Source organism: Streptomyces sp. 5-10 (assembly GCF_014712245.1).
Lineage (GTDB): Bacteria > Actinomycetota > Actinomycetes > Streptomycetales > Streptomycetaceae > Streptomyces > Streptomyces violaceusniger.
This window is the reverse complement of record NZ_JACVYG010000018.1, coordinates 80162-107095: the sequence shown is the minus strand read 5'-3', so window position 1 is coordinate 107095 and position 26934 is coordinate 80162. Positions and strand designations below refer to the sequence as shown.

At 72.1% G+C, this 26934-nt stretch carries 24 protein-coding genes; 2 read left to right on the top strand and 22 right to left on the bottom strand.

Annotation, left to right across the window (positions count from 1 at the left end; all coding sequences use genetic code 11):
- Positions 1-3: 3 nt before the first annotated feature.
- Positions 4-2064, bottom strand: a complete 2061-nt coding sequence (locus IEJ02_RS21495) for an ABC transporter ATP-binding protein (RefSeq protein ID WP_223864174.1) — start codon at positions 2062-2064, stop codon at positions 4-6.
- A 177-nt stretch (positions 2065-2241) separates the two neighbouring features.
- Positions 2242-3174: a methionyl-tRNA formyltransferase gene (fmt, locus tag IEJ02_RS21490; RefSeq protein ID WP_191066345.1), complete on the bottom strand. Its 933-nt coding sequence runs from the start codon at positions 3172-3174 to the stop codon at positions 2242-2244.
- A gap of 293 nt (positions 3175-3467) precedes the next feature.
- On the opposite strand from fmt, the gene IEJ02_RS21485 reads away from it, so the two are divergent.
- Positions 3468-3983 carry a hypothetical protein gene (locus IEJ02_RS21485; RefSeq protein ID WP_191066344.1) on the top strand — a complete coding sequence of 172 codons (516 nt, stop codon included), beginning with the start codon at positions 3468-3470 and terminating at the stop codon, positions 3981-3983.
- A 140-nt stretch (positions 3984-4123) separates the two neighbouring features.
- Here IEJ02_RS21485 and IEJ02_RS21480 read toward each other — a convergent pair whose 3' ends face one another.
- From IEJ02_RS21480 to pyrR, 14 genes are all read right to left on the bottom strand, one after another.
- Entirely contained in the window at positions 4124-6289 is a 2166-nt protein-coding gene (locus IEJ02_RS21480; protein WP_191066343.1) for a primosomal protein N', read from the bottom strand.
- A 105-nt stretch (positions 6290-6394) separates the two neighbouring features.
- The gene (gene metK, locus IEJ02_RS21475) at positions 6395-7603 is read right to left on the bottom strand and encodes a methionine adenosyltransferase (protein WP_191066342.1); all 1209 of its coding nucleotides are present in this window, start codon (positions 7601-7603) and stop codon (positions 6395-6397) included.
- 275 nt (positions 7604-7878) lie between these two features.
- The gene (gene coaBC, locus IEJ02_RS21470) at positions 7879-9087 is read right to left on the bottom strand and encodes a bifunctional phosphopantothenoylcysteine decarboxylase/phosphopantothenate--cysteine ligase CoaBC (RefSeq protein WP_191066341.1); all 1209 of its coding nucleotides are present in this window, start codon (positions 9085-9087) and stop codon (positions 7879-7881) included.
- 141 nt (positions 9088-9228) lie between these two features.
- On the bottom strand, positions 9229-9489 hold the full coding sequence (gene rpoZ / locus IEJ02_RS21465; protein WP_020867048.1) for a DNA-directed RNA polymerase subunit omega: 261 nt from the start codon (positions 9487-9489) through the stop codon (positions 9229-9231).
- A gap of 58 nt (positions 9490-9547) precedes the next feature.
- Positions 9548-10114: a guanylate kinase gene (gmk, locus tag IEJ02_RS21460; RefSeq protein ID WP_137980362.1), complete on the bottom strand. Its 567-nt coding sequence runs from the start codon at positions 10112-10114 to the stop codon at positions 9548-9550.
- Positions 10115-10162: 48 nt separating this feature from the next.
- The gene (locus IEJ02_RS21455; protein ID WP_009713618.1) at positions 10163-10486 is read right to left on the bottom strand and encodes an integration host factor; all 324 of its coding nucleotides are present in this window, start codon (positions 10484-10486) and stop codon (positions 10163-10165) included.
- A gap of 203 nt (positions 10487-10689) precedes the next feature.
- A complete protein-coding gene (gene pyrF / locus IEJ02_RS21450; protein WP_191066340.1) occupies positions 10690-11553 on the bottom strand; it encodes an orotidine-5'-phosphate decarboxylase in 864 nt (287 codons plus the stop codon).
- A 176-nt stretch (positions 11554-11729) separates the two neighbouring features.
- A complete protein-coding gene (locus IEJ02_RS21445; protein WP_191066339.1) occupies positions 11730-12830 on the bottom strand; it encodes a quinone-dependent dihydroorotate dehydrogenase in 1101 nt (366 codons plus the stop codon).
- Between the two features lie 112 nt (positions 12831-12942).
- Positions 12943-16254 carry a carbamoyl-phosphate synthase large subunit gene (gene carB, locus IEJ02_RS21440; RefSeq protein WP_191066338.1) on the bottom strand — a complete coding sequence of 1104 codons (3312 nt, stop codon included), beginning with the start codon at positions 16252-16254 and terminating at the stop codon, positions 12943-12945.
- Entirely contained in the window at positions 16247-17386 is a 1140-nt protein-coding gene (gene carA / locus IEJ02_RS21435; protein ID WP_137980360.1) for a glutamine-hydrolyzing carbamoyl-phosphate synthase small subunit, read from the bottom strand. The genes carB and carA overlap by 8 nt, the downstream gene beginning before the upstream one ends.
- Positions 17383-18003, bottom strand: coding sequence for a PH-like domain-containing protein (locus IEJ02_RS21430; RefSeq protein ID WP_191066337.1), 621 nt, complete (start codon positions 18001-18003; stop codon positions 17383-17385). The genes carA and IEJ02_RS21430 overlap by 4 nt, the downstream gene beginning before the upstream one ends.
- Positions 18000-19295, bottom strand: coding sequence for a dihydroorotase (locus IEJ02_RS21425; RefSeq protein ID WP_191066336.1), 1296 nt, complete (start codon positions 19293-19295; stop codon positions 18000-18002). The genes IEJ02_RS21430 and IEJ02_RS21425 overlap by 4 nt, the downstream gene beginning before the upstream one ends.
- Before the next feature lie 2 nt (positions 19296-19297).
- The gene (locus tag IEJ02_RS21420; protein ID WP_191066335.1) at positions 19298-20278 is read right to left on the bottom strand and encodes an aspartate carbamoyltransferase catalytic subunit; all 981 of its coding nucleotides are present in this window, start codon (positions 20276-20278) and stop codon (positions 19298-19300) included.
- Between the two features lie 139 nt (positions 20279-20417).
- Positions 20418-20999: a bifunctional pyr operon transcriptional regulator/uracil phosphoribosyltransferase PyrR gene (gene pyrR / locus IEJ02_RS21415; protein WP_137980357.1), complete on the bottom strand. Its 582-nt coding sequence runs from the start codon at positions 20997-20999 to the stop codon at positions 20418-20420.
- A 222-nt stretch (positions 21000-21221) separates the two neighbouring features.
- On the opposite strand from pyrR, the gene bldD reads away from it, so the two are divergent.
- Positions 21222-21722: a transcriptional regulator BldD gene (gene bldD, locus IEJ02_RS21410; protein ID WP_014056259.1), complete on the top strand. Its 501-nt coding sequence runs from the start codon at positions 21222-21224 to the stop codon at positions 21720-21722.
- Between the two features lie 113 nt (positions 21723-21835).
- On the opposite strand, the gene nusB is transcribed toward bldD, so the two are convergent.
- The 6 genes from nusB to IEJ02_RS21380 all read right to left on the bottom strand — a co-directional run bounded on the left by nusB (position 21836) and on the right by IEJ02_RS21380 (position 26925).
- Entirely contained in the window at positions 21836-22288 is a 453-nt protein-coding gene (gene nusB / locus IEJ02_RS21405; protein ID WP_046087725.1) for a transcription antitermination factor NusB, read from the bottom strand.
- Between the two features lie 2 nt (positions 22289-22290).
- A complete protein-coding gene (efp, locus tag IEJ02_RS21400; protein WP_037951647.1) occupies positions 22291-22857 on the bottom strand; it encodes an elongation factor P in 567 nt (188 codons plus the stop codon).
- A 64-nt stretch (positions 22858-22921) separates the two neighbouring features.
- The gene (locus IEJ02_RS21395) at positions 22922-24034 is read right to left on the bottom strand and encodes an aminopeptidase P family protein (protein WP_191066334.1); all 1113 of its coding nucleotides are present in this window, start codon (positions 24032-24034) and stop codon (positions 22922-22924) included.
- Positions 24035-24170: 136 nt separating this feature from the next.
- Positions 24171-25061, bottom strand: coding sequence for a Pro-rich N-terminal domain-containing protein (locus tag IEJ02_RS21390; protein ID WP_191066333.1), 891 nt, complete (start codon positions 25059-25061; stop codon positions 24171-24173).
- Between the two features lie 281 nt (positions 25062-25342).
- Complete coding sequence (gene aroB, locus IEJ02_RS21385) at positions 25343-26446, bottom strand: 3-dehydroquinate synthase (RefSeq protein WP_191066332.1); 1104 nt, start codon at positions 26444-26446, stop codon at positions 25343-25345.
- Complete coding sequence (locus tag IEJ02_RS21380; protein ID WP_137981040.1) at positions 26443-26925, bottom strand: shikimate kinase; 483 nt, start codon at positions 26923-26925, stop codon at positions 26443-26445. Before IEJ02_RS21380 ends, aroB begins: the two co-directional genes overlap by 4 nt.
- Between the last annotated feature and the right edge of the window lie 9 nt (positions 26926-26934).

Here is a 26934-nt window from a genome sequence, read left to right as displayed (position 1 = left end):
AGCCTACGTCGCCGGGGCGTCGGCGGTCGTGGGGCCGCCGTCCAGGGGGGTTCCGTCCACGAGGCCCCGGTCCACGGCCGTCGCGTCCATGATGGTCCCGTCCACGGTCGTCGCGTCCGCAGTCGTCGCGTCCACGGTCGTGGGGGCAACCGCCGCGCCGGACACGCTCGCTCCGTCCACGGCGATTCCGTCGCCCACCGCCGTCGGCTGCTCGAACTGGGTGCGGTACAGCTCCTCGTAGCGGCCCCCGGCGGCCAGCAGCGCGGTGTGCGTACCGCGCTCCACGATCCGTCCGTCCTCCACGACGAGAATGAGATCCGCGGCCCGGACCGTGGACAGCCGGTGGGCGATCACCACCGCGGTGCGCCCGTCCAGCGCCTCGCCGAGCGCCTCTTGGACGTCCGCCTCGGAGGTGGAGTCCAGGTGCGCGGTGGCCTCGTCGAGGATCACCACGCGGGGCCGGGCCAGCAGCAGCCGCGCGATGGTCAGCCGCTGACGCTCACCGCCGGAGAGCCGGTAGCCGCGCTCGCCGACGACGGTGTCGAGACCGTCCGGGAGCGCCGCGATCAGCCCCTCAAGACGGGCCCGGCGCAGCACCTCCCACAGCTCCTCGTCGGTGGCCTCCGGCCGGGCCAGCAGCAGATTGGCGCGGATCGAGTCGTGGAAGAGATGGCCGTCCTGCGTGACCATGCCGAGGGTGGCGCGGATCGATGCGGCGGTCAGGTCGCGGACGTCCACCCCGGAGAGCCGTACGGCGCCGTGGTCGGCGTCGTAGAGCCTCGGCAGCAGTTGTGCGATGGTCGACTTCCCGGCGCCGGAGGAGCCCACCAGGGCGACCATCTGGCCCGGTTCGGCGCGGAAGGACACCTGGTGCAGGACCGGGACGCCGCCGCGGGTGTCCAGGGTGGCGACCTCTTCGAGAGAGGCGAGGGAGACCTTGTCCGCGGCCGGGTAGCCGAAGTCGACGCGGTCGAACTCGACGGACACGGGCCCCTCCGGGACCTCCCGGGCGTCCGGCTTCTCCTTGATCAGCGGCTCGAGGTCGAGCACCTCGAAGACCCGCTCGAAGCTGACCAGCGCGCTCATCACCTCGACCCGCGCCCCGGCCAGCGCGGTCAGCGGCGCGTACAGCCGGGTGAGGAGCAGCGCGAGCGCGACGACGGCGCCGGGGTCGAGCCGCCCGTGCAGCGCGAACCAGCCGCCGAGGCCGTAGACCAGGGCGAGGGCCAGGGCGGAGACGAAGGTCAGGGCGGTCACGAAGGAGACCTGCACCATCGCGGTCCGCACCCCGATGTCCCGCACCCGCCGGGTCCGCGCGGCGAACTCGGCGGACTCGTCGGCGGGCCGTCCGAACAGCTTGACCAGGGTCGCCCCGGGCGCGGAGAAGCGCTCGGTCATCTGGGTGCTCATCGCGGCGTTGTGCGCGGCCGCCTCGCGCCGCAGCTTCGCCAGCCGTCCGCCCACCCGGCGCGCGGGCAGCAGGAAGACGGGCAGGAGCAGCAGCGTCAGCAGGGTGATCTGCCAGGAGATCCCGATCATGACGACGAAGGTGAGCAGCAGCGTGACCACATTGCCGACCACCCCGGAGAGGGTGTCGCTGAACGCCCGCTGCGCGCCGATGACGTCGTTGTTGAGCCTGCTGACCAGCGCGCCGGTGCGGGTCCGGGTGAAGAACGCCACCGGCATCCGCTGGACGTGGTCGAAGACGGCGGTGCGCAGATCGAGGATCAGCCCCTCGCCGATGTTCGCCGACAGCCAGCGGGTCAGCAGCCCGAGCGCCGCCTCCGCCACGGCGATCGCGGCGATCAGCCCGGCCAGCCAGAGCACCGTGCCCTGTCCCGAACGGTGGACGATCGCGTCCACCACCCGGCCGGCCAGCAGCGGTGTCGCCACCGCGAGCACCGCCGTGACCGTGCTCAGCACCAGGAACAGCAGCAGTTGGCGGCGGTGCGGACGGGCGAAGGCGCCGATGCGGCGCAACGTCTCGCGGGAGAAGGGCCGCCGGTCGTCTTGGGCATTGGCCGTCTGATACAGGGAATGCCAGGCGGTCGATTGCATGTCCATCACGTACCTCCGAGGTCTCGTGAGGAACGTAAGACTTCAACATAGATTGAAGTCAACATCCGCCTCCTCGGCGCGTCCGCAGCGCGGCTGGTTCCGGCGCGGCCGGCATCGGGCGGCTGGTTTCGGAGCGGCTGGCATTGGCGCGTCGGAGCTGCCGGCGTTGGCGCGGCGGCCCGCTCAGGCCCCGAGCCGCTCGCCCTCCGCGATCCGCACCCCGCGTGCCCAGTCCGCCGCGAGCATCGGCTTCTTGCCCTGCGGCCGCACCCAGGTCAGCTCGACGGCATGGCTGCCGGTGCCCACGTACACGGCCTTCTTGGTGGCGGCCAGCAGACCGGGCCCCAGATCCGTACGGTCCGCCACCGGCCGCGCCGAGACGACCTTCAGCCGCTCCCCCCGGAAGGTGGTCCACGCGCCCGGGGCGGGGGTGCAGGCGCGCACCAGCCGGTCGACGCGCAGCGCGGGCGCCGTCCAGTCGATCTCCGCGTCCTCGACGGTGATCTTCGGGGCGAGCGAGACGCCCTCGGCCGACTGCGGCACCGGGTGCAGGCTGCCGTTCTCGATGCCGTCCATCGTCGCCTCGAGCAGCCCCGCACCGGCGAAGGCGAGCCGGGTCAGCAGATCGCCACTGGTGTCGGTGGCCCGCACCTCCTCCGTCACCACCCCGAACACCGGCCCGGAGTCCAGCCCTTCCTCGATCTGGAAGGTCGAGGCGCCGGTCATCTCGTCGCCCGCCAGCAGGGAGTGCTGCACGGGAGCCGCGCCCCGCCAGGCCGGGAGCAGCGAGAAGTGCAGATTGACCCAGCCGTGCGCGGGGATCTCCAGCGCGGCCTTGGGCAGCAGCGCGCCGTAGGCCACCACCGGGCAGCAGTCCGGCGCGATCTCGGTGAGCCGGGCCAGGAACTCCGGATCGCGCGGCTTGGCGGGCTTGAGCACCTCGATACCCGCCTCCTCGGCCCGCTCGGCGACCGGGCTGGCCACCAGCCGACGGCCGCGCCCGGCGGGCGCGTCGGGACGGGTCACCACGGCCACCACCTCGTGCTTCCCGGACGCGATCAGCGCGTCCAGAGCGGGCAGGGCGACCTCGGGGGTACCGGCGAAGACGAGCCTCATGGGTGGCGAACTACCTCTCACACAGCGGATACGTCGCGAACAGCGTCTGAAGTCTATGGTCCGCCGTCCGAGGGGGCGTACGGGCGGACTGCCGCACGCCCCGGACCGTGACCGACGGGCGGGTGCCGCGTTGGTCAAGGCAGATTGACCGCATCGGGCCGCTGTCGCGGCCCGATCCATTTCCCGCCGTCCGTCCGACTCCCCGATCCAGCCCCAGCCCTTACCCCCCAACTCCCCGTACCTCACGCCCCATCCCCTTCATCCCCCGTAACGCCGGTTCGAGAGGCTTGTTCATGGCCGACCACGCAACTCATGACGCCCAGGCACGGGCCAGCCTGCACCTCCTGGTCCGGGACATCGAGCGGGTCCGCCGCCAGGTGGACGCGCTGCGCACGCTCACCGCCCAGCTCGGCAATGTCTACCGCCCCCGTCGCACCGGCCCGTCCGCCGGTTTCGTGGTCTACGGACGCGCCCCGGCCCCCACCGTGCGGCTCGCCCAGGAACTGCGGGACAGCGTCGAGACGCTGGTCACGGCCGCAGTCGACTTCGACCGCTCGCTCGGCTTCTCCTGGGACGCGGTGGGCTCCGCGCTCGGCGTCACCAAGCAGGCGGTGCACCGCCGTTACGGCGCCCGCCGGGCCGCCGCGCAGAACGCGACCGAGGGCGGCGAACCGTCCACGGGCCGCCCGGCCGAGCCCGCCCCCCTGCCCTCGGTGCCCGCCGCCCGCACGGTCCCCCCGCAGTCGACACCGTCCCTCCGCGAGGACCCCCGCCCGAACGCTTTCCCGAGTCCCCGGCCGTCTCTCTAGAAGCTCGGTCCACAGGCTCGGTTCTCCCCCGGCCATCGCTGGGAGGTCTGCCCCGCCGGGGTGCGAGAGTCTTCTCCGGCTACCGCCGGGAGGGCCCCGGCCGGAAGACCCGAGCCACCGGATCCTCTACGGCATCGGGATCACCCGATGTCCAGGGGATCCACCCGCACCGCGGGGTCCCTGTCGCCGCGGGCCAGGCGGCGGGCCTTCGCCTCCTTGAGGGCTGCCGCGAGGGCGCTGCCCTGGCCGGGGCGGACCCGTAGCAGGGCGCGCTCCCAGATCTCGCCCGCGGGCGGGTCGCCGGGGCGGCGCGGGCGGCCGGGGGGCGGCGGGGGCAGTGGGACCGGGCCCAGGGTCTCGGCCCCCTCGGGGAGCCGGGTCGAGGCGATCAGCTCGGCCACCGCCTCCGCGGGGCCGGTCACGGCCGCCATCCGGGAGATCGGCGGAAAGCCCAGGTCGGACCGCTCGGCCAGCTCGCGCGCCGCGTAACCGGCCGGGTCCCAGCGCACCAGCGCCTGGACGGGCCGCAGCGTCGGCTCGGCCATGATCACCACCGTGCCGCCCCGGCCGTCGTCCCCCTCCTCCCCATGGCCACGGACCAGCGAGGCCGCCTCCAGCCAGTGGTGCAGCGCGTCCTCGCCCGCGCGCAGGTCGGGGCGGCCGAGCAGGGCCCAGCCGTCGAGCAGCAGCGCCGCGGCGTAGCCGCCCTCCGCGACCGGTTCGGCGCCCGGTGTGCTCACGACGAGCGCCGGACGGTCGGGGACGGACGTCAGCACATGATCACGGCCGGAGGTGCGGACGGGCACGGACGGAAAGGCGCGGCCCAGCTCCTCGGCGGTGCGCCGGGCGCCGACGACGGACGCCCGCAGCCGGACGCCCCCGCATGCGCGGCAGTGCCAGGCGGGCTCGTCCCGCCCGCACCAACCACACACCAGGTGGTCCGCGTCGCGTGCCTCCAGCGGGCCCGAGCACTGCGCACAGCGCGCGGGCTCCCGGCAGCGCTCACAGGCCAGCTTCGGCACATAGCCCCGGCGCGGCACCTGCACCAGCACCGGGCCCCGGGTCAGCGCCTCCCGTACGGTCTGCCAGGCGAGCGTGGGCAGCCGGGCGGCGCGGGCCTCCGCGTCCCGGGCCACCTCGCCCTCGTCGACCGTACGGATCAGCGGGGCGGCCGCCCGGACCCGCTCACGGTCTGCTTCGAGCGGCCGGGCCCAGCCGTTCTCCACCAGTTGGGCGGCCTCGACGGTGCGGCCGAGGTCGCCCAGCAGGAAGCCGGTCTTCTCGTGGACGGCGCGCAGCAGCAGCACATCGCGGGCATGCGGCTGCGGCAGCCGGTCGTCGCTGTGGCTGCGGTCCCCGTCGTCCCAGATCCCCACCAGCCCGAGATCCCGGACCGGTGCGAACATCGCCGCCCGGGTGCCCACCACCGCGCGCACCGATCCCCGGCTGACCGCCAGCCAGCGGCGGTAGCGCTCCTCGGGCCCGAGGTCGGCGGTGAGCAGCACATGCCGCCCCGGGCCGCCGAGCACCTCCGTGAGCGCGGCGTCCACCCGATCCGCGGTCCGCCCGTCGGGCACGACGACGAGCGCCCCGCGCCCGGACGCGAGCGTGGCGGCCACGGCGGTGGCCCACTCCCGGGGCCAGTGCGGCCCGGGCAGCGCGGTCCATACGGCCCGCGGCCGGTCCCCGCGCACCAGCGCCTCCAGGAACCCGGGCCCGGCCGGATAGCGTGCCCAGGTCCCGGGCGCGGGCGGCCCCGGCGGGGGCAGCGGCGGCGGCGACGGCTCGCCCTCGGCGCGGGCGTTGCGCTTGGGCAGGGCCAGCTGGAGCACATCGGCGAGCGATCCGGCGTACCGGTCGGCGACCGCCCGGCACAGCGCCAGCAGCCCCGGCCCCAGCACCCGCTCCGTGGAGACCACCTGCGCGAGGGCGGCCAGCGGACCCCGGTAGTCGGATTCGGCGACGCGCTCGATGATGTACCCGTCGAGCAGCCCGCCCCCCTCGCGCCGCCCCTCGCGCACCTTCCCCGTCCCGGCCCCGAACCGCACCCGCACCCGCACCCCGGGCCGGGCCTCGGCATCCATCTCGGCCGGCACCGCGTAGTCCCACAGCTTGTCGAGGTGGACCGGCCCCTTGTCGACCAGCACCCGCGCCACCGGCCGCTCCGCGGCCAGCGCCGCCCCCCGCCAGGTCCGCGGCTTGGCCTTGGGCACCTTGGCCTTGCGCACCGTCTCCCGAATGAGCGCGAGCTGCTCCCCCTCCGGCGCCTCCGCCGGATCCCTCGGCCGCTCGTTGTCCCTGCTCACAGATCAAGTCTTAGCAGACCGCACGGACACCGGACGCAGACGAAGGCCCGGACGCCGCGGGGGCGTCCGGGCCTTCGTCGGGAGCCGTGGATCGAGCCGGGGGTCCTACAGACCCGCCGCCGCGCGGAGGGCGTCGACGCGGTCGGTGCGCTCCCAGGTGAAGTCGGAGTGCTCACGGCCGAAGTGGCCGTACGCCGCGGTCTGGGCGTAGATCGGGCGGAGCAGGTCGAGGTCGCGGATGATCGCGGCCGGGCGGAGGTCGAAGACCTCGGAGATGGCCTTCTCGATCTTCTCGGCGTCGACCGCCGCCGTGCCGAAGGTCTCGACGAAGAGGCCGACCGGTTCGGCCTTGCCGATGGCGTACGCGACCTGCACCTCGCAGCGCTGGGCGAGGCCGGCGGCCACCACGTTCTTGGCGACCCAGCGCATGGCGTAGGCGGCGGAGCGGTCGACCTTGGAGGGGTCCTTGCCGGAGAAGGCGCCGCCGCCGTGGCGGGACATGCCGCCGTAGGTGTCGATGATGATCTTGCGGCCGGTGAGGCCGGCGTCACCCATCGGGCCGCCGATCTCGAAGCGGCCGGTGGGGTTGACCAGCAGGCGGTAGCCCTCGGTGTCGAGCTTGATGCCGTCCTCGACCAGCTCGTTCAGCACGTGCTCGACCACGAATTCCCGGATGTCGGGCGCCAGCAGCGAGTCCAGGTCGATGTCGGAGGCGTGCTGCGAGGAGACGACGACGGTGTCCAGGCGGACCGCCTTGTGGCCGTCGTACTCGATGGTGACCTGGGTCTTGCCGTCCGGGCGCAGGTAGGGGATGGTCCCGTTCTTGCGGACGTCGGACAGCCGGCGGGAGAGCCGGTGCGCCAGGTTGATCGGCAGCGGCATCAGCTCGGGCGTCTCGTCGCAGGCGTACCCGAACATCAGGCCCTGGTCGCCCGCGCCCTGCTTGTCCAGCTCGTCCTCGTCGCCCTCGACCCGGAGCTCGTAGGCGGAGTCCACACCCTGGGCGATGTCGGGGGACTGTGAGCCGATCGACACCGAGACGCCGCAGGAGGCGCCGTCGAAGCCCTTCTTCGACGAGTCGTAGCCGATGTCGAGGATCTTGTTCCGCACGAGCGTCGCGATATCGGCGTACGCCTTGGTCGTCACCTCGCCGGCCACGTGCACCAGGCCGGTGGTGATCAAGGTCTCGACCGCGACCCGGGAGGTCGGGTCCTCTCGCAGGAGGGCGTCGAGGATGGTGTCGCTGATCTGGTCAGCGATCTTGTCGGGGTGACCCTCGGTAACAGATTCCGAGGTGAACAGGCGGCGGGACACATCGCTCCCTGGGGTTGCAGCGGCTGCTGGCTGATCATGGTCGGGACCGCCCGGGAGCTGCGCCCGATGCGGTTCCTGGGCCAGTTTATCCGGCACGTCCACCGGTCAAGCATCCCCGTCCCACAGAACGGGCAGGCCCGTGACCGGGAACATACCTTGCCTCAAGCCGAAATACAGCCCCACCCCGCCGTGGCGGGAATGTGTCATGAGCCCGATCGGCCGTGTCCCGCAACCGTGTCCTGCCCCTGTCGAGCCCGTCGAGCCCCGGTCCCCGCTCAGCCCAGGCGGCGGGCCACCAGGTCCCAGACGGTGTCGGCGAGCGCGCCCTTGGGGCCGTACGGCACGGGCGTCTCGGTGCCGTCGGCGCCGAGCACCACGGCCTCGTTGGTCTCGGCCCCGAAGGTCTTGTGCTCCCCGACCTCGTTCACCACGAGCAGATCGCAGCCCTTGCGCGCCAGCTTCGCGCGCCCGTTCGCGAGCACGTCGTCGGTCTCGGCGGCGAAGCCGACCACGATCTGGCCGGGGCGGGCGCGCTCCGCGGAGATCTCGGCGAGGATGTCCGGATTCCGTACCAGGGCGAGCGGCTCGGGCTCCTGGCCCTCACGCTTCTTGATCTTCCCCTCGGCGTACCGCGCGGGGCGGAAGTCGGCGACGGCGGCCGCCATCACCACGGCGTCCGCGTCCGCGGCGGCCTTGAGGACGGCCTCCCGCAGCTGTGCCGCGGTGCCCGCGCGCACCACATCGGCGCCCGCCGGGTCGGGCAGCTCGCTGTTGGCCGAGACGAGCGTCACCCGCGCGCCCCGGGCAACGGCGGCACGGGCCAGGGCGTACCCCTGGCGGCCGGTGGAGCGGTTGCCGAGGAAGCGCACCGGGTCCAGCGGCTCTCGGGTGCCTCCGGCGCTGACCACGACATGGCGGCCGGCCAGATCGGCGGTGAGCGCCTCGGCTCCGCGGGCCAGCACCCGGCGGCAGACCTCGAAGATCTCCCCGGGGTCCGGCAGCCGCCCCTTGCCGGTGTCCACGCCGGTGAGCCGCCCCACGGCGGGCTCGATGACGATGGCGCCGCGGCGGCGCAGCGTCGCCACGTTCTCCTGGGTGGCGGGGTGCTCCCACATCTCGGTGTGCATCGCGGGCGCGAAGACGACCGGACAGCGCGCGGTGAGCAGCGTATTGGTGAGCAGGTCGTCCGCCAGGCCATGGGCGGCCTTGGCGAGCAGATCGGCGGTGGCCGGGGCGATCACGACCAGATCGGCGGACTGGCCGATGCGGACGTGGGGCACCTCGTGGACGGACTCCCAGACCTCGGTCGTCGCCGGATGCCCGGACAGCGCCGACCAGGTCGCCTCGCCGACGAAGTGCAGCGCCGAGGCGGTCGGCACGACGCGTACGTCATGGCCGGACTCGGTGAGGCGGCGCAGCAGCTCGCACGCCTTGTAGGCGGCGATCCCGCCACTGACGCCCAGGACCACCTCGGGCTTGTCCATCGCTCGGCTCTCCCCACCGGGTACGTCGTATGCCGCATCGGGCCGTACGTGCAGTCACGGTACGCCGGGTCGGCTCACGTACCCATGACACACCACGGGCCCGGCATCACTGCCGGGCCGGTGGCTCAAGCGATCCGAAACCTACTGAGCGGGGCCCTCGATGGCCTCGGAGGTCAGCAGGCCCGCGTTGATCTCGCGGAGCGCGATCGAGAGGGGCTTCTCGTGGACGTGGGTGTCCACGAGGGGACCGACGTACTCGAGCAGGCCCTCACCGAGCTGGGAGTAGTACGCGTTGATCTGACGCGCGCGCTTGGCCGCGTAGATCACCAGGCTGTACTTGGAGTCGGTGGCCTCGAGCAGCTCATCAATCGGAGGGTTGATGATCCCCTCGGGCGCGGTCATGGGAGAGGACACTCTCTAGCCTTCCTTATTTCGCCTGATGGCAAGAGTGAATCGAAGATCAAGCCACTCGCATCAAGGCTAGCAGCTCATTGGCCACCGCCTCGACGGAGGTATTGACCAAGGTCGTATCGAACTCTGACTCGGCGGCCAGCTCGGTCCGCGCGGCCTCCAGCCGCCGCTCGATCACCTCGGGCGCCTCGGTGCCCCGGCCGGTGAGCCGACGCACCAGCTCCTCCCAGCTCGGCGGCGCGAGGAAGACCAGCTGCGCCTCCGGCATGGACTCGCGGATCTGCCGTGCGCCCTGCAGATCGATCTCCAGCAGCACCGGCTCGCCCGCGTCGAGGCGGTCCATGACCGCCTCGCGCGGGGTGCCGTAGCGATTGCCCGCGAATTCGGCCCACTCCAGCAGCTCACCATTGGCTATGAGCTTGTCGAACTCCCCGTCGTCCACGAAGAAGTAGTGGACGCCGTCCCGCTCACCGGGGCGCGGGCGCCGGGTCGTGGCGGAGACCGAGAGCCAGACCTCGGGGTGTTCCTTGCGCATATGGGCGACGACCGTGCTCTTGCCGACCCCGGAGGGGCCGGAGAGCACGGTCAGTCGCGGTCGTGCGGAGTGTGCTGCCATGGAGCGATTATCCAGGTTCCCGGGAGTGCCTGGAAACGCCGGGCCGGGTCAGCCCGCAGCGCCGCCGAACTCACGCTCGAGCGACGCGATCTGGTTGGAGCCCAGACCCCGCACTCGACGGCTTTCGGAGATGCCGAGCCGCTCCATGATCTGCTTGGCGCGGACCTTGCCGACGCCGGGCAGGGACTCGAGGAGAGCGGACACCTTCATCTTGCCGATGACATCGTTCTCCTGGCCCTGCTTGATGACCTCGTGCAGGGAGGCGCCGGAGTGCTTGAGTCGATTCTTGACCTCGGCGCGCTCCCGGCGAGCCGCGGCGGCCTTTTCTAGCGCGGCTGCGCGCTGTTCAGGGGTAAGGGGCGGAAGAGCCACGCCTACGTCACCTCGGATGTCGAACTGTCGGATATGGACCGGTGAGGAACCTAGTCGCCCCTCACCTGGGGAGCAACGCGCAACGCAGCGCGCGTTCGCTCTCGTCGGAGACTAGCGGCCGATCCCGCTCCAGTCAGCGAGAACAGACGAAAAGTCCTGGTCAGACTCGCTCGACTCAGACATTTACGGACAAAGTAACCGGGTTATTCGGCCACGGCACGCACTTCATCAGCCATTCGGGAGGCCGCGGCGACCAGCGATGGGGCGTCCGGACCGTGCCGGAGCACCCCCCGGCTGACGCTCGGAAGAACATTTCGCACCGCCGGGCCGAAGACCGCCGGAAGATCGGCGGGGGTCGCGCCCTGGGCCCCGATGCCGGGGGCCAGCAGCGGCCCGTCGATCGCCAGATCGGCGCCCAGCCGGTGCGCGGTGCCGCCGAGGGTGGCCCCGACGACGGCCCCGTACGAGCCGAGACGGCCCTCGGCGGCCTCGGCGGCGTTCTCGGCCTTCAGCGCGGTCAGCACGGTGGCCGCGACGGTCGTCCCGTCGGGCCGTACCGCGTGCTGCACCTCGGCCCCCTCCGGGTTGGACGTCAGCGCCAGCGCGAAGACGCCCGCCCCGGCCGCCCGCGCCGCGTCCAGCGCCGGGCGCAGCGAGCCGAAGCCCAGGTAGGGGCTGACGGTGACCGCGTCCGAGAAGAGCGGGCCGGCCGGATCCAGGTAGGCGGAGGCGTACGCGGCCATGGTGGAGCCGATGTCGCCGCGCTTGGCGTCCATCAGCACCAGCGCCCCGGCGGCGCGGGCGTCGGCGACGGCCCGCTCCAGCACCGCGATGCCGCGGGAGCCGAACCGCTCGAAGAAGGCCGACTGCGGCTTCAGGACGGCCACCCGCTCGGCGAGGGCGTCCACCACGGTCCGGGTGAACCGCTCCAGACCGGCCACATCGTCCCCCAGGCCCCAGTCGGCGAGCAGGGAGGCGTGCGGGTCGATGCCCACGCACAGCGGGCCACGGGCGTCCATGGCGGCACGCAGCCGGGTGCCGAAGGGGGTGGGGGCGGGGGTCGTCATCGGTCTCTCCTCAGGAAATTCAGCCCCTCCGGCGTTTGGGGAGCGGCGGTATGGGGGCGCAGATGCCCCAAACCCAGCCCCTCCAGGGGGCACCTCCCAGCGGTGGCTGGGGGAGCTTGAGGAGCGGGGTCCGGGGCGGAGCCCCGGCGGGGGGGCGGGGGCGGAGCCCCCGGGCATTACGCGGCGGCCTCGGCGCCGACGGCCTCGGCGAGGGTGGCGTACGGGCTCGCGGCCAGGCGGGCCGCCAGGCCGCGGTGGATCTCACGGCACCAGAACGGGCCCCGGTAGATGAAGGCGCTGTAGCCCTGCACCAGCGTGGCGCCGGCCAGAATCCGCTCCCAGACGTCGTCCGCGGTCTCGATCCCGCCGACCCCGACCAGGGTCAGCCGGTCCCCCACCCGGGCGTACAGGCGGCGCAGCACCTCCAGGGCGCGCGCCTTCAGGGGCGCGCCGGACAGGCCGCCGGTCTCGGCGGTGAGCCGGGAGGGGGAGGTGAGGCCGAGGCCGTCGCGCGCGATGGTGGTGTTCGTGGCGATGATGCCGTCCAGGCCGAGCTCGACCGCCAGATCGGCGACCGCGTCCACGTCCTCGTCGGCGAGATCCGGCGCGATTTTGACCAGAAGGGGCACCCTGCGGCCGGTGACCGTGCGGTCCGCGGCCTCGCGGACCGCGGTCAGCAGCGGCCGCAGATGGTCCACGGCCTGGAGGTTCCGCAGTCCGGGGGTATTGGGCGAGGAGACGTTGACGACGAGGTAGTCGGCGTGGGCGGCGAGCCGCTCGGTGGACGTCACATAGTCGGCGACGGCCTCCGCCTCCGGGACGACCTTGGTCTTGCCGATGTTGACGCCGACCGTCGTGCGGAAGGCCGGGCGCCGGGCCGCGAGGCGGGCCGCGACCGCCGCCGAGCCCTCGTTGTTGAAGCCCATGCGGTTGATCAGGGCGCGGTCGGCGACCAGCCGGAAGAGCCGCCGCTTGGGGTTGCCGGGCTGCGGCTGGGCGGTGACCGTGCCGATCTCGACGTGGTCGAAGCCCATCATGGCCATGCCGTCGATCCCGGCGGCGTTCTTGTCGAATCCGGCGGCGAGTCCGAAGGGCCCGTGCATCCGCAGGCCCAGCGCCTCGGTGCGCAGCGCCGGGTGGCGGGGGGCGAGGACGGCGGCGGCGAACGTCCGCAGCACGGGGATGCGGGCGGCCCGGCGGATCCAGGAAAAGGCCAGGTGGTGGGCGCTCTCCGGGTCCATGCGCCGGAAGATCAGGTGGAAGAGGAGCGCATACATGAGGGGGCTTTCTGCGGCAGTGGGCGAGCGGGCTCATGAAGAAGGGTGGGCTCATGAAGAGCGGTGGGGCTCATGAAGAGGGGGACACCGGCCGGTGTCCCCCTCCCTCGCCTCACTCCTCGCGGGCGGCGATCAGATGTTCCGCGTGCTCCTGGAGCGATCGGACGCCGACCGCGCCCCGGCCCAGCGCCTCGATGCCCTGGACGGCGGCGGCGAGCGCCTGGACGGTGGTCAGGCACGGGACGCCGCGGGCGACGGACGCCGTACGGATGTCATAGCCGTCGAGGCGGCCGCCGGTGCCGTACGGGGTGTTGACGATCAGGTCGACCTCGCCCTCGTGGATGAGCTGGACGATGGTCTTCTCGCCGTTCGGGCCCTCGCCCTCGCTCTGCTTGCGCACCACGGTCGCGTTGATCCCGTTGCGCTTGAGCACCTCCGCCGTGCCCGAGGTGGCCAGCAGCTCGAAGCCGAGGCCGACCAGCTCCCGGGCCGGGAAGATCATCGAGCGCTTGTCGCGGTTGGCGACGGAGACGAACGCGCGCCCCTTGGTCGGCAGCGCGCCGTACGCCCCGGCCTGCGACTTGGCGTAGGCCGCGCCGAAGACCGAGTCGATGCCCATGACCTCGCCGGTGGAGCGCATCTCCGGGCCCAGGATGGTGTCCACGCCGCGCCCGGAGGCGTCCCGGAACCGGCTCCAGGGCATCACGGCCTCCTTGACGGAGATCGGCGCGTCCATCGGCAGCGTGCCGCCGTCGCCGCTGGAGGGCAGCAGCCCCTCGGCGCGCAGCTCGGCGATGGTGGCGCCCAGCGAGATCCGGGCGGCGGCCTTGGCCAGCGGTACGGCGGTGGCCTTGGAGGTGAAGGGGACGGTACGGGAGGCGCGCGGGTTGGCCTCCAGCACGTAGAGGATGTCCCCGGCCATCGCGAACTGGATGTTGATCAGCCCGCGGACGCCGACCCCGCGCGCGATGGCCTCGGTCGAGGCGCGCAGCCGCTTGACGTCGAAGCCGCCGAGGGTGATCGGGGGCAGCGCGCAGGCCGAGTCCCCGGAGTGGATCCCGGCCTCCTCGATGTGCTCCATGACGCCGCCGAGGTAGAGCTCCTGGCCGTCGTAGAGCGCGTCGACGTCGATTTCTATGGCGTCGTCGAGGAAGCGGTCGATGAGCACGGGGTGCTCGGAGATCAGCCCGGCGTGCCGCTCCAGGTACGCGGCGAGCGAGGGCTCGTCGTAGACGATCTCCATGCCGCGGCCGCCGAGCACGTAGGAGGGGCGGACCATGACCGGGTAGCCGATCTCGGCGGCGATGCCCTTGGCCTGCTCGAAGGAGAAGGCGGTGCCGTACTTGGGGGCGGGCAGCCCGGCCTCGGTGAGCACCCGGCCGAAGGCGCCGCGCTCCTCGGCGAGGTTGATCGCCTCGGGTGAGGTGCCGACGATCGGCACGCCGTTGTCCTTGAGCGCCTGGGCCAGGCCCAGCGGGGTCTGGCCGCCGAGCTGGACGATCACCCCGGCGACCGGGCCCGCCTGCGTCTCCGCGTGGACGATCTCCAGCACGTCCTCCAGGGTCAGCGGCTCGAAGTAGAGCCGGTCGGAGGTGTCGTAGTCGGTGGAGACGGTCTCCGGGTTGCAGTTGACCATGACGGTCTCATAGCCCGCGTCATGCAGCGCGAAGGAGGCGTGGACACAGGAGTAGTCGAACTCGATGCCCTGCCCGATGCGGTTGGGGCCCGAGCCGAGGATGATCACCGCGGGGGTCTCGCGCGGGGCGACCTCGGACTCCTCGTCGTAGGAGGAGTAGAAGTACGGGGTCCTGGCGGCGAACTCGGCGGCGCAGGTGTCGACCGTCTTGTAGACGGGCCGGATGCCCAGCGCGTGCCGCACCTCGCGGACCACGTCCTCGCGCAGCGAGCGGATCCCGGCGATCTGGGCGTCGGAGAAGCCGTGCCGCTTGGCCTCGGCGAGCAGTTCGGGGCCGAGCTTGTCGGCGGCCGCCAGCTCGTCCGCGATCTCCTTGATCAGGAAGAGCTGGTCCACGAACCACGGGTCGATCTTCGTGGCGTCGAAGACCTCCTCGGGGGTGGCTCCGGCGCGGATGGCCCGCATCACGGTGTTGATCCGGCCGTCGGTGGGGACGACGGCCGCCCGGAGCAGTTCGGACTTGCTCCCGGGCTCCCCGGTGAAGTCGAACTGGCTGCCCTTCTTCTCCAGCGAGCGCAGCGCCTTCTGCAGCGCCTCGGTGAAGTTGCGGCCGATGGCCATGGCCTCGCCGACCGACTTCATGGTGGTGGTGAGCCGGGCGTCGGCGGCCGGGAACTTCTCGAAGGCGAAGCGCGGCACCTTGACCACGACGTAGTCGAGCGTGGGCTCGAAGGACGCCGGGGTCTCCTGGGTGATGTCGTTGGGGATCTCGTCCAGGGTGTAGCCGACGGCCAGCTTCGCGGCGATCTTGGCGATGGGGAAGCCGGTGGCCTTGGAGGCGAGCGCCGAGGAGCGGGAGACGCGCGGGTTCATCTCGATGACGATGACCCGGCCGTCCTCGGGGTTGACCGCGAACTGGATGTTGCAGCCGCCGGTGTCGACGCCGACCTCGCGGATGACGGCGATGCCGATGTCCCGCAGGATCTGGTACTCGCGGTCGGTGAGCGTCATCGCCGGGGCGACGGTGATCGAGTCACCGGTGTGCACGCCCATGGGGTCGAAGTTCTCGATGGAGCAGACGACCACGACATTGTCGTTGCGGTCGCGCATCAGCTCCAGCTCGTACTCCTTCCAGCCGAGGATGGACTCCTCCAGAAGCACCTCGGTGGTCGGCGAGAGGGTCAGGCCCTGGCCGGCGATACGGCGCAGCTCGTCCTCGTCGTGCGCGAAGCCGGAGCCCGCGCCGCCCATGGTGAAGGAGGGGCGGACCACGACGGGGTAGCCGCCGAGCTGCTCGACGCCCGCGAGGACGTCGTCCATGGAGTGGCAGATGACCGAGCGGGCGGACTCTCCGTGGCCGATCTTGGCGTGGACGGCCTCGACGACCTCCTTGAACTGGTCGCGGTCCTCGCCCTTGTGGATCGCCTGGACATTGGCGCCGATCAGCTCGACGCCGTACTCCTCGAGGGTGCCCGCCTCGTGCAGCGAGATCGCGGTGTTGAGCGCGGTCTGGCCGCCGAGGGTGGGCAGCAGCGCGTCGGGGCGCTCCTTGGCGATGATCTTCTCGACGTACTCCGGGGTGATCGGCTCCACATAGGTGGCGTCGGCGATCTCCGGGTCGGTCATGATCGTGGCCGGGTTGGAGTTGACCAGGATGACCCGCAGGCCCTCGGCCTTCAGCACCCGGCACGCCTGGGTGCCGGAGTAGTCGAACTCGGCGGCCTGGCCGATGACGATCGGGCCGGAGCCGATGACCAGAACGGACTGGATGTCGGTGCGCTTAGGCACGCTGGCCCTCCATCAGGGACACGAAGCGGTCGAAAAGGTACGCGGCGTCATGCGGACCGGCGGCGGCTTCGGGGTGGTACTGGACGCTGAACGCGGGGCGGTCGAGCAGCCGCAGCCCCTCGACCACGTTGTCGTTGAGGCAGACGTGGGAGACCTCGGCGCGGCCGAAGGGGGTGTCGGACGGCGCGTCGAGCGGGGCGTCCACGGCGAAGCCGTGGTTGTGGGCGGTGACCTCCACCTTGCCGGTGGTGCGGTCCTGCACCGGCTGGTTGATCCCGCGGTGGCCGTACTTCAGCTTGAAGGTGCCGAAGCCGAGCGCGCGGCCGAGGATCTGGTTGCCGAAGCAGATGCCGAACAGCGGCGTGGAGCGCTCCAGCACGGCCCGCATCAGGGAGACGGGGTGGTCGGCGGTGGCCGGGTCGCCCGGGCCGTTGGAGAAGAAGACGCCGTCCGGGTTCACCGCGTAGACGTCCTCGGCAGTGGCGGTCGCGGGCAGCACGTGCACCTCGATGCCGCGCTCGGCCATCCGGTGCGGGGTCATGCCCTTGATGCCCAGGTCGATCGCGGCGACGGTGAACTTCTTGGTCCCGATCGCCGGGACGACGTAACGCTCCTCGGTGGCCACCTCGCCACTGAGGTCGGCGCCCTTCATCTGGGGGGCTTCCCGCACCTTCGCCAGCAGCGTGGCCTCGTCGGCGAGGGCCGCGCCGGAGAAGATGCCCACGCGCATGGCGCCGCGCTCGCGCAGATGGCGGGTGAGGGCGCGGGTGTCGATGCCGCTGATGCCGACGACGCCCTGGGCGCTGAGCTCGTCGTCGAGCGAGCGGCGGGAGCGCCAGTTGGAGGGGGTACGGGCCGGGTCGCGCACCACATAGCCGGAGACCCAGATCCGCTTCGACTCCGGGTCCTCGTCGTTGACGCCGGTGTTCCCGATGTGCGGGGCGGTCATCACGACGACCTGGCGGTGGTAGGAGGGGTCGGTCAGGGTCTCCTGGTAGCCGGTCATCCCGGTGGAGAACACGGCCTCGCCGAAGGTCTCCCCCACGGCCCCGTAGGCCCGGCCGCGGAAGGTGCGGCCGTCCTCCAGGACAAGGACTGCGGGGCTCGTGGCCCCCCTGTTGGAGGTGGTCATCGTGTGCCTTCCGTGTCGTACGAGGGGACGGCCGCTGCGCTGGGGCCGCCGGAGAGTTCGGTGAGGGCGTCCACCCACGCGGTGTGCTCGGCCGCGTGGTCGGAGCGGAAGCCGGAGTCGATCAGCCGGTCACCGTGGCTCCAGGTGATCACCAGCAGTCCGCCCTCGGCGAGGACCTTGCCCGCGATGCCCTTGTCGAGCCGGGCGCCGCGCAGTGCGGCGGCGGGGATGAAGAAGTCCCGCGCGCCCGGCCGGACCACGCTCACGCCCTGGTCGGTGAGGGTGAGCTCGACCCGGCTGCGGGTGCCGAGGCCATGGGCGACGATCCGGTCCAGCCACTGCCCGGCGGTGGTGGAGCCGTGGTAGCGGCCGCTCATCGTGGCCTTGGGGTCGCCGGGCCCGGCCGGGGCCTGGGGCAGCTCGGGGAGGTCGCCCTGGAGGGTGGCGCGCCACTTCCAGCCCTCGCGCATCAGCCAGTAGACCAGCGCGATGACCAGCAGCAGCCCGACGACCCAGCCGATCCTGGCCGCCCAGTCCGTCACGTCCTGCGATTTCTGCTCGGCGGCGAGGCCCGCGAATCCCGCGAGGCCCGCCGCCGGATGACTCGGAGTCGTCACGCCAGCTTCCCGTCCACAACCGTCGCCCGCCCCCGCAGGAACGTGTACGTCACGCGGCCCGGCAGTTCGCGGCCCTCGTAGGGGGTGTTGCGGCTGCGGGAGGCGAAGCCCGCGGGGTTCACCACACCACGGTAAGCGGAGTCGAGCAGGGTGAGGTTGGCGGGCTCCCCGGCGGCGATGGGACGGCCGTGGCCGGTCAGGCGGCCGATGGCCGAGGGCCGCACCGACATCCGGTCGGCGACGCCCGTCCAGTCCAGCAGCCCGGTGTCCACCATGGTGTGCTGGACGACGGACAGCGCCGTCTCCAGGCCCACCATGCCCATGGCCGCGGCGCCCCACTCGCAGTCCTTGTCCTCGTGCGGATGCGGGGCGTGGTCGGTGGCCACGCAGTCGATGGTGCCGTCGGCGAGCGCCTCACGCAGCGCCATCACATCGGCCTCGGTGCGCAGCGGCGGGTTCACCTTGTAGACGGGGTCGTAGGAGCGCACGAGCTCGTCGGTCAGCAGCAGGTGGTGCGGGGTGACCTCGGCGGTGACGTTCCAGCCCTTGGACTTGGCCCAGCGGACGATCTCGACCGAGCCCGCGGTGGACAGGTGGCAGATGTGCACCCGGGAGCCGACGTGGGCGGCGAGCAGCACATCGCGGGCGATGATCGACTCCTCGGCGACGGCAGGCCAGCCGCCCAGGCCCAGCTCGGCGGAGACGACGCCCTCGTTCATCTGGGCGCCCTCGGTGAGGCGGGGCTCCTGGGCGTGCTGGGCGATGACGCCGTCGAACGCCTTCACGTACTCCAGCGCGCGGCGCATGATCACCGCGTCGTCCACGCACTTGCCGTCGTCGGAGAAGACCCGCACCCCGGCCGCGGAGTCGTGCATCGCGCCCAGCTCGGCGAGCTTCTTGCCCTCCAGGCCCACGGTCACCGCCCCGATGGGCTGGACGTCGCAGTAGCCGGACTCCTTGCCCAGCCGCCACACCTGCTCGACGACGCCGGCGGTGTCGGCCACGGGGAAGGTGTTGGCCATGGCGTGGACCGCGGTGAAGCCGCCGACCGCGGCGGCCCGGGTGCCGGTGAGGACCGTCTCGGAGTCCTCCCGGCCGGGCTCGCGCAGATGGGTGTGGAGGTCGACCAGGCCCGGGAGCAGGATCTGCCCGGCGGCGTCGATCACGGTGGCCCCGTCCGCGTCGAGGCCGGTGCCGACCGCGGCGATGCGCTCGCCCTCGATCAGCACGTCGCGCGGCTCGCCGCCGAGCGGCTTCGCCCCGCGCAGCAGCGTCTTGTGGGTGTCGCTCATGGTCACTTGCTCTCCTCGGTGCGGGCGGCGGCGACGGCGGACTCGTTCCCGCCGAGCAGCAGGTACAGGACGGCCATGCGGATCGAGACGCCGTTGGCGACCTGCTCGACGGCGGTGCAGCGGTCGGAGTCCGCGACCTCCGCGGTGATCTCCATGCCGCGGTTCATGGGGCCGGGGTGCATCACGATGGCGTGCTCCGGCATCCGCGCCATGCGGTCGCCGTCCAGGCCGTAGCGGCGGGCGTACTCCCGCTCGGTGGGGAAGAACGCGGCGTTCATGCGCTCGCGCTGGACGCGCAGCATCATCACGGCGTCGGTCTTGCCGACCACCGCGTCCAGGTCGTAGGAGACCTCGCAGGGCCAGCTCTCCACGCCGAAGGGGACCAGCGTCGGCGGGGCGACCAGGGTGACCTCGGCGCCCAGGGTGGACAGCAGATGGACGTTGGAGCGGGCCACCCGGCTGTGCAGGACGTCGCCGACGATGGTGATCCGGCGTCCGGCCAGGTCCTGCCCGGCGCCGGAGGCCTCCGGGCTCAGATGGCGGCGGATGGTGAAGGCGTCGAGCAGCGCCTGGGTGGGGTGCTCATGGGTGCCGTCGCCCGCGTTCACCACGGCGCCGTTGATCCAGCCGGAGGTGGCCAGCCGGTGCGGGGCGCCGGAGGCGTGGTGGCGGATCACCACGGCGTCGGCGCCCATCGCCTCCAGGGTGAGCGCGGTGTCCTTAAGGGACTCGCCCTTGGAGACCGAGGACCCCTTGGCGGAGAAGTTGATCACGTCGGCGGAGAGCCGCTTGGCGGCCGCCTCGAACGAGATGCGGGTGCGGGTGGAGTCCTCGAAGAAGAGGTTGACGACGGTACGGCCGCGCAGGGTCGGCAGTTTCTTGATCGGCCGGTCGGCGAGCCGGGCCAGTTCCTCGGCGGTGTCGAGGATCAGGACGGCGTCGTCGCGAGAGAGATCGGCGGCCGAGATGAGGTGGCGCTTCATCCGGTTGCTCCGTGGGTGAAGGAGGTGTGCGGGCGTGCGGGCGGGCAGGCGCGGGGACCGGTGACCTGGCGGCACCGGTGGTCCTTCGGGCGGGTTCCCCTTCGGTCGCCGGGGAGGCACTCGCCGTCGGTGAGGGGCGCTACTTCCCGTCCGCGGGGGTGGTCCCGCGCAGCCCGAGGAGCACGCTGTCGCGGCCGTCCTCCTCGGTGAGCTGGACCTTGACCGTCTCCCGCAGCGACGTGGGGAGGTTCTTGCCGACGTAGTCGGCGCGGATCGGCAGTTCCCGGTGGCCGCGGTCGACGAGGACCGCGAGCTGGACCGCGCGCGGCCGCCCGATGTCACCGAGGGCGTCGAGGGCGGCGCGGATGGTGCGGCCGGAGAAGAGCACATCGTCGACGAGGACCACGAGGCGGCCGTCGATGCCGTCGTCGGGGATCTCGGTGCGGGCGAGTGCGCGGGCCGGGCGCAGCCTCAGGTCGTCGCGGTACATCGTGATGTCGAGCGAGCCGACCGGGATCCGGCCGGGCTTGCCGGTGATCTCTTCGAGCCGGGCGGCCAGCCGCCGGGCGAGAAAGACACCACGGGTGGGAATGCCGAGCAGCACCACGTCATCGGCGCCTTTGGCGCGCTCGACGATCTCGTGGGCGATGCGGGTGAGAACGCGCGCGATATCCGGTGCTTCCAGCACCGAGCGCGCGGCGTCCGAGGTGTGTGCGTCCATACGAAACGGACCTCCTTCTCCGCCTCACGGGACGGACCTTAAAGGACGGTCGGATTTGCGCCATTCACAGTAGCAGGAGTGCCGAGTGCCCCCGTCAACACCCCTGGCCGGAGCCCCTCCGCCCCATTCGGCTTGACGAATGGAAATTACGCTGCGTAACCTCACAGTGAGTGACCAGCCGCGCGGCACAGCCGCACGTCGATACAGCGTCCGGGGAGCTTTATGTCCAGCGAATACGCCAAACAGCTCGGGGCCAAGCTCCGCGCCATCCGCACCCAGCAGGGCCTCTCCCTCCACGGTGTCGAGGAGAAGTCCCAGGGCCGCTGGAAGGCCGTGGTGGTGGGATCGTACGAGCGCGGCGACCGCGCCGTGACCGTGCAGCGTCTCGCCGAGCTGGCCGACTTCTACGGCGTCCCGGTGCAGGAGCTGCTTCCGGGCACGAGCCCGGCCGGAGCCGCCGAGCCGCCGCCGAAGCTGGTACTGGACCTGGAGCGACTGGCCCATGTGCCGGTCGAGAAGGCGGGCCCGCTTCAGCGGTACGCCGCCACGATCCAGAGCCAGCGTGGCGACTACAACGGCAAGGTGCTCTCGATCCGCCAGGACGATCTGCGCACCCTCGCCGTCATCTACGACCAGTCGCCGTCCGTGCTGACCGAACAGCTGATCAGCTGGGGCGTGCTGGGCGCCGACGCCCGCCGCGCGGTCCAGCATGAAGACGTCTGAGTCCCTCTTCCCCTGTTCATCAGCGTTCACCTGCAGAAACGTGCCGCCGGGGGCGGTGGGGCCCTTCTGGGTCCGCCACCGCCCCCGGCGGCTTTGTCATATGAGGAACGCGGCTATGCCTGGTGCTCCCGGGGCTCCTGCTCACGACGCAGACTCGGCTTCAGCTCCTTGATACGGCCCAGCAGACCGTTGACGAAGGCCGGCGAGTCATCGGTGGAGAACTCCTTGGCGAGCTGCACCGCCTCGTCGATCACCACCGCGTCCGGGGTAGCGTCCTCCCACACCAGCTCATACGCGCCCAGCCGCAGGATGTTCCGGTCGACGACCGGCATCCGGTCCAGCGTCCAGCCCACCGCGTAGGTGGCGATCAGCTCGTCGATCCGGTCGATGTGCTGGGCATATCCCTCGACGAGCTGCATCGTGTATTCGCTGACCGGGGGCTGCCGGTCGTCGGTCCGGGCGAGCCGGATCCAGTCCGCGAGCACGGTCTGCACGGTGCTGCCGCGCTGATCGGCCTCGAAGAGGATCTGGAAGGCACGCTTACGGGCCTTGTTGCGGGCGGCCACGGTTAGTTGTTCACCCGACCGAGGTACTCACCGGAGCGGGTGTCGACCTTGATCTTCTCACCGGTGGTGATGAACAGCGGCACGCCGATCTCGTAGCCGGTCTCCAGCTTGGCGGGCTTGGTGCCACCGGTGGAGCGGTCGCCCTGGACGCCCGGCTCGGTGTACTCGATCACCAGCTCGACGGCGGCGGGCAGCTCGACGTACAGCGGGTTGCCCTCGTACATCGCCACGACGGCCTCGAAGCCCTCGAGCAGGTAGCGGGCGTTGTCGCCGACGACCTCGGGGGTGATGTAGATCTGGTCGAAGGTGTCCATGTCCATGAACACAAAGCTCTCGCCGTCCTTGTACGAGAACTGCATGCCGCGCTTGTCGACATTGGCCGTCTCGACCTTCACACCGGCGTTGAAGGTCTTGTCGACCACCTTGCCGGACAGCACGTTCTTGAGCTTGGTGCGCACGAAAGCGGGGCCCTTGCCGGGCTTGACGTGCTGGAACTCGACGACGGACCACAGCTGGCCGCCGTCGAGCTTGAGCACCATGCCGTTCTTGAGGTCGTTCGTGGATGCCACGGTTGCGGGATCTCCTGGACTGCAGCTGGTGGAGACCAGAGAGCCGCCGGCGCGCCCGGTTCCGCTAGAGCGCGAGCAGCTCTTTGGTCGTGATGGTGAGTAGCTCGGGTCCGCCGTCCGCCTCGGGGCGGACGACGAGCGTGTCATCGATCCGGACACCGCCCCGGCCCGGGAGGTGGACCCCCGGCTCGACGGTGACCGGCACACAAGCGTCCAGTTTACCCATGGCGGACGGTGTGAGCCGAGGGTCCTCGTCGATTTCCAGGCCCACACCGTGTCCGGTGCACGGTTCCAGCGCGTCTCCGAAGCCCGCGGCGGCCAGCACCTGACGGGTCACCCGGTCCACGTCCCGGTACGCCCGGCCCGGCAACAGCGCCTCCCGCCCGGCCCGCTGAGCGGCGAAGACGGCATCGTACAGCTCGACCTGCCAGTCCGCGGGCGAGGGCCCGATGACAAACGTACGGCCCACCTGGCAGCGGTAGCCGCGGTAGTCGGCGCCGAGGCAGATGGTGAGGAAATCGCCCTCCTCGACCCTCCGGTCGGTGGGCAGATGGCCGGGGCGCCCCGCGTGCGGCCCCGCCGCGACCACGGTGGGGAAGGCCGGGCCGTCCGCGCCGTGGTCCACCAGCCGGCGCTCCAGCTCCAGCGCCAGATGCCGCTCGGTGCGGCCCACCAGGATCGACTCCAGCAGCTCGCCGAGCGCCTGGTCGGCCAGCTCCCCGGCGATCCGCATACAGGAGATCTCCTCGTCGTCCTTGATGAGCCGCAACTGCTCGACGGCGCGGCCCAGATCGGCGAGGCGGACGCGGGGGGCGGCGGCGCCGAGCGCCCGATGGCGGGCGACGGTCAGATCGTGCTCCTCGACGGCCAGCGACTCGGCGCCGTCCGCCGCGGCCAGATCGGCGGCGGCCACGGCCGGGTCGCCGTCCGCGCCGGGCACGACCAGCAGCCGCGGCTCGTCGGAACGCGGCGGGCCCGAGGAGAGCGGCGGCGCGGACGGGACCTCGGCGGCCACCAGCACGTCCTGGACGGGTCCGAGCAGCAGCACGGCCCCGGGCGGCACCGCGCCGCACAGATAGCGCACATTGGCGGGCCGGGACACCAGCGCCGCCGCGCTCCCGGCCGCGGTGCACTGATCGTGCAGACGGGCACGTCGGGCCGCGTACACCTCGGACATGTCCCCGAGCGTACGCAGACTCGGGGGCCACGGCTTCCCCAGTGGCTCCAGCCGGGGGTACCTCCCAGCGGTAGCCGGGGGAGAACCGAGCCTGGAAAAAAAGGGGGGCCGGTCGAGCGGGTCCGGACGGGGGTCTCTACCAGCTGGGGGGGCTTGCGATGGAGCGGGTGACGACCTCGTCGAGCATGCGGGCCGTGGTCTCCACGTCGTAGGTGGAGTTGTCGATGATGGGCAGGCCGGAGCCGTACCACCCCGCCATCCGGCCGTGGATCCGTGCCACCTCCTCGTCGCTGAGGCGGCGGTTCCCGGTGCGGGCCGCGTTCCGCTCCAGGACGATCTCCAGGCCCGGAAGGACGACCACCGGCAGCAGCCCGGGGCCCACATGGCGCTTCCAGCCGCCGAGGCCGACGACCGGGCGGTCGGGGAAGACGGCGTCGTCGAGGATGCAGGAGATCCCGTTGGCCAGGAAGTTGCGGGCGGCGAAGCCGCAGGTGCGGCGGGCGAGACGGTACTGCGCCTCGGAGTTCTCGTTCCACCCCGACTGGGGGTTGGCGAAGCCGGACCGGACCCACTCCCGCACATCGTCCAGGCTGATGTGCGCGGTCGGCACCCGGCGGCGGTCGGCCCAGTAGCGCGCGACCGTCGTCTTGCCCGCCCCGGCCGGTCCGATCAGCAGCACCGCCACCGTCGCCTGCGAGACATCGGCGAGCGACGGGTCCGCCGGGGGGTTCGGCAGCGGCACCGGACCGCCGGGCGGCAGCTGGACATGGCCGGTGGTGTTCACCGTCTCCAGCGGCGCCCCGGGGGGCGCGGGCGGGGCCGGCGGAGGGGACACCGGATGCTGCGCGGGCGGTGCCACGTGCCCGGGCGCGGGAGGCACGGGAGGCGCGTGCGGGGCGGGGGGATTGGGGTGAGGTCCCGGGTGATGGCTCGCACTCGCGCCCTGGGCCCAGCCCGCGCCCTGCGGCCCGGGAACCGGCCCCGGCTGGTGGGGCGGTGGCAGCGGAGCTCCCACTGCATGCTGCATCCGGTGGCACTCCGTCTCGTACAGGCAGTTCTCGTCCGACAACTGTCAGGTGCTGATACGGCGGTGAGGCCGCTCCCACCGAACGGTACCTGCCCAAAGCTCCGCTGTGTGAACGGACCGCGAACCCGCTGTGTCCCCGCCGCCCCTCGTCAGCCAGGCATTTCGTCCCGCAAGGGCCGCAACTGCGAGGGCTTGGGGGCTGTTCGAAAGCCCGCGGCGAGGCCGCGGGCTTCCGAAGGCGATGACAGAGTTGTGACGCGAGACCGCGGTTACGGCCCGGGTCAGCCGGAGACCTCGGCGTACGCCGCGAGCAGCACCGCCGGGTCCGGGCCCTCCAGCACGGTGGGCTTGGCGATACCGTCCAGGACGATGAAGCGCAGCAGGTCACCGCGGGACTTCTTGTCGACCTTCATGGTCTCCAGCAGCTTGGGCCACTGGTCGCCGCGGTAGGTGAGCGGCAGGCCCACGGCCTCCAGGACGGTGCGGTGCCGGTCGGCCGTGGCGTCGTCCAGACGGCCCGCCAGCCGGCCCAGCTCGGCGGCGAACACCATGCCCACGGAGACGGCCGCGCCATGGCGCCAGTTGTAGCGCTCGTTCTTCTCGATGGCGTGGGCGAGCGTATGCCCGTAGTTGAGGATCTCCCGCAGCCCGGACTCCTTGAGGTCGCTGGAGACGACCTCGGCCTTGACCCGGATGGAGCGCTCGATGAGCTCGGCGGTGTGCGGTCCGGCGGGCGTACGGGCGGCGGCCGGGTCCCGCTCGATCAGCTCCAGGATCTCCGGGTCGGCGATGAAACCCGCCTTGATGATCTCGGCGAGCCCGCTGACGTAGTCGTTGACCGGCAGCGAGTCCAGCGCGGCCAGATCGCACAGCACCCCGGCCGGGGGGTGGAAGGCGCCGACGAGGTTCTTGCCCTCGGCCGTGTTGATCCCGGTCTTGCCGCCGACCGCGGCGTCGACCATGCCGAGCACGGTCGTGGGGACGGCGATCCAGCGCACTCCGCGCAGCCAGGTGGCGGCGACGAATCCGGCGAGGTCGGTGGTCGCGCCGCCGCCGACGCCGACGATCACATCGGTGCGGGTGAAGCCGGTCTGGCCGAGCGCCTTCCAGCAGTACGCGGCGACCTCGGCGGTCTTGGCCTCCTCCGCGTTGGGCAGCTGGATCGCGATGGCGTCGTACCCCTGCCCGGCGAGGTCCTGGCGGATCGCCTCACCGGTCTCGGCCAGCGCCTCGGGGTGCAGGACGGCGACGCGCTTGGCCAACGTGCCGATCAGCCCGGGAAGCTCGCCGAGCAGCTGCCGGCCGATCAGCACCTCGTACGGCGCGGTGCCCGCGATGCCTCCGACCTGGATGCGCGTAGGGGTGTCGGCCACAGGGGGTGTCATGCGTTCTTCAGCTCCAGTACGTCCAGGACGGCCTCGGCGACGGCCTCGGGGGTGCGGTCCTCGGTCGACACCACGGCGCGGGCGACCTCGGTGTACAGCGGGCGGCGCTGCTCCATCAGCTCGCGCCAGCGCTGGCGGGGATTGACCGCGAGCAGCGGGCGCGGGGCGTCGAGCCCGGTGCGCTTGACGGCCTCGGCGACGCCCATCTCCAGGAAGACGACCGGGAGGCCGACGAGCAGCGCCCGGGTGCCCTCGTCGAGGACGGCGCCGCCGCCCAGCGCGAGCACGCCCGCGTGCTCGGCGACGGCGGTCCGCACCGCCTGCCGCTCCAGCTCGCGGAAGTGCGGCTCGCCCTCGTCGATGAAGATCTCCGAGATCTCCTTGCCCGCCGTCGCGACGATGTCGGTGTCGGTGTCGCGGAAGGTGGTGCCGAGCCGCGCCGCGAGCACCTGCCCGACGGTGGTCTTCCCGACCCCCATGGGCCCGAC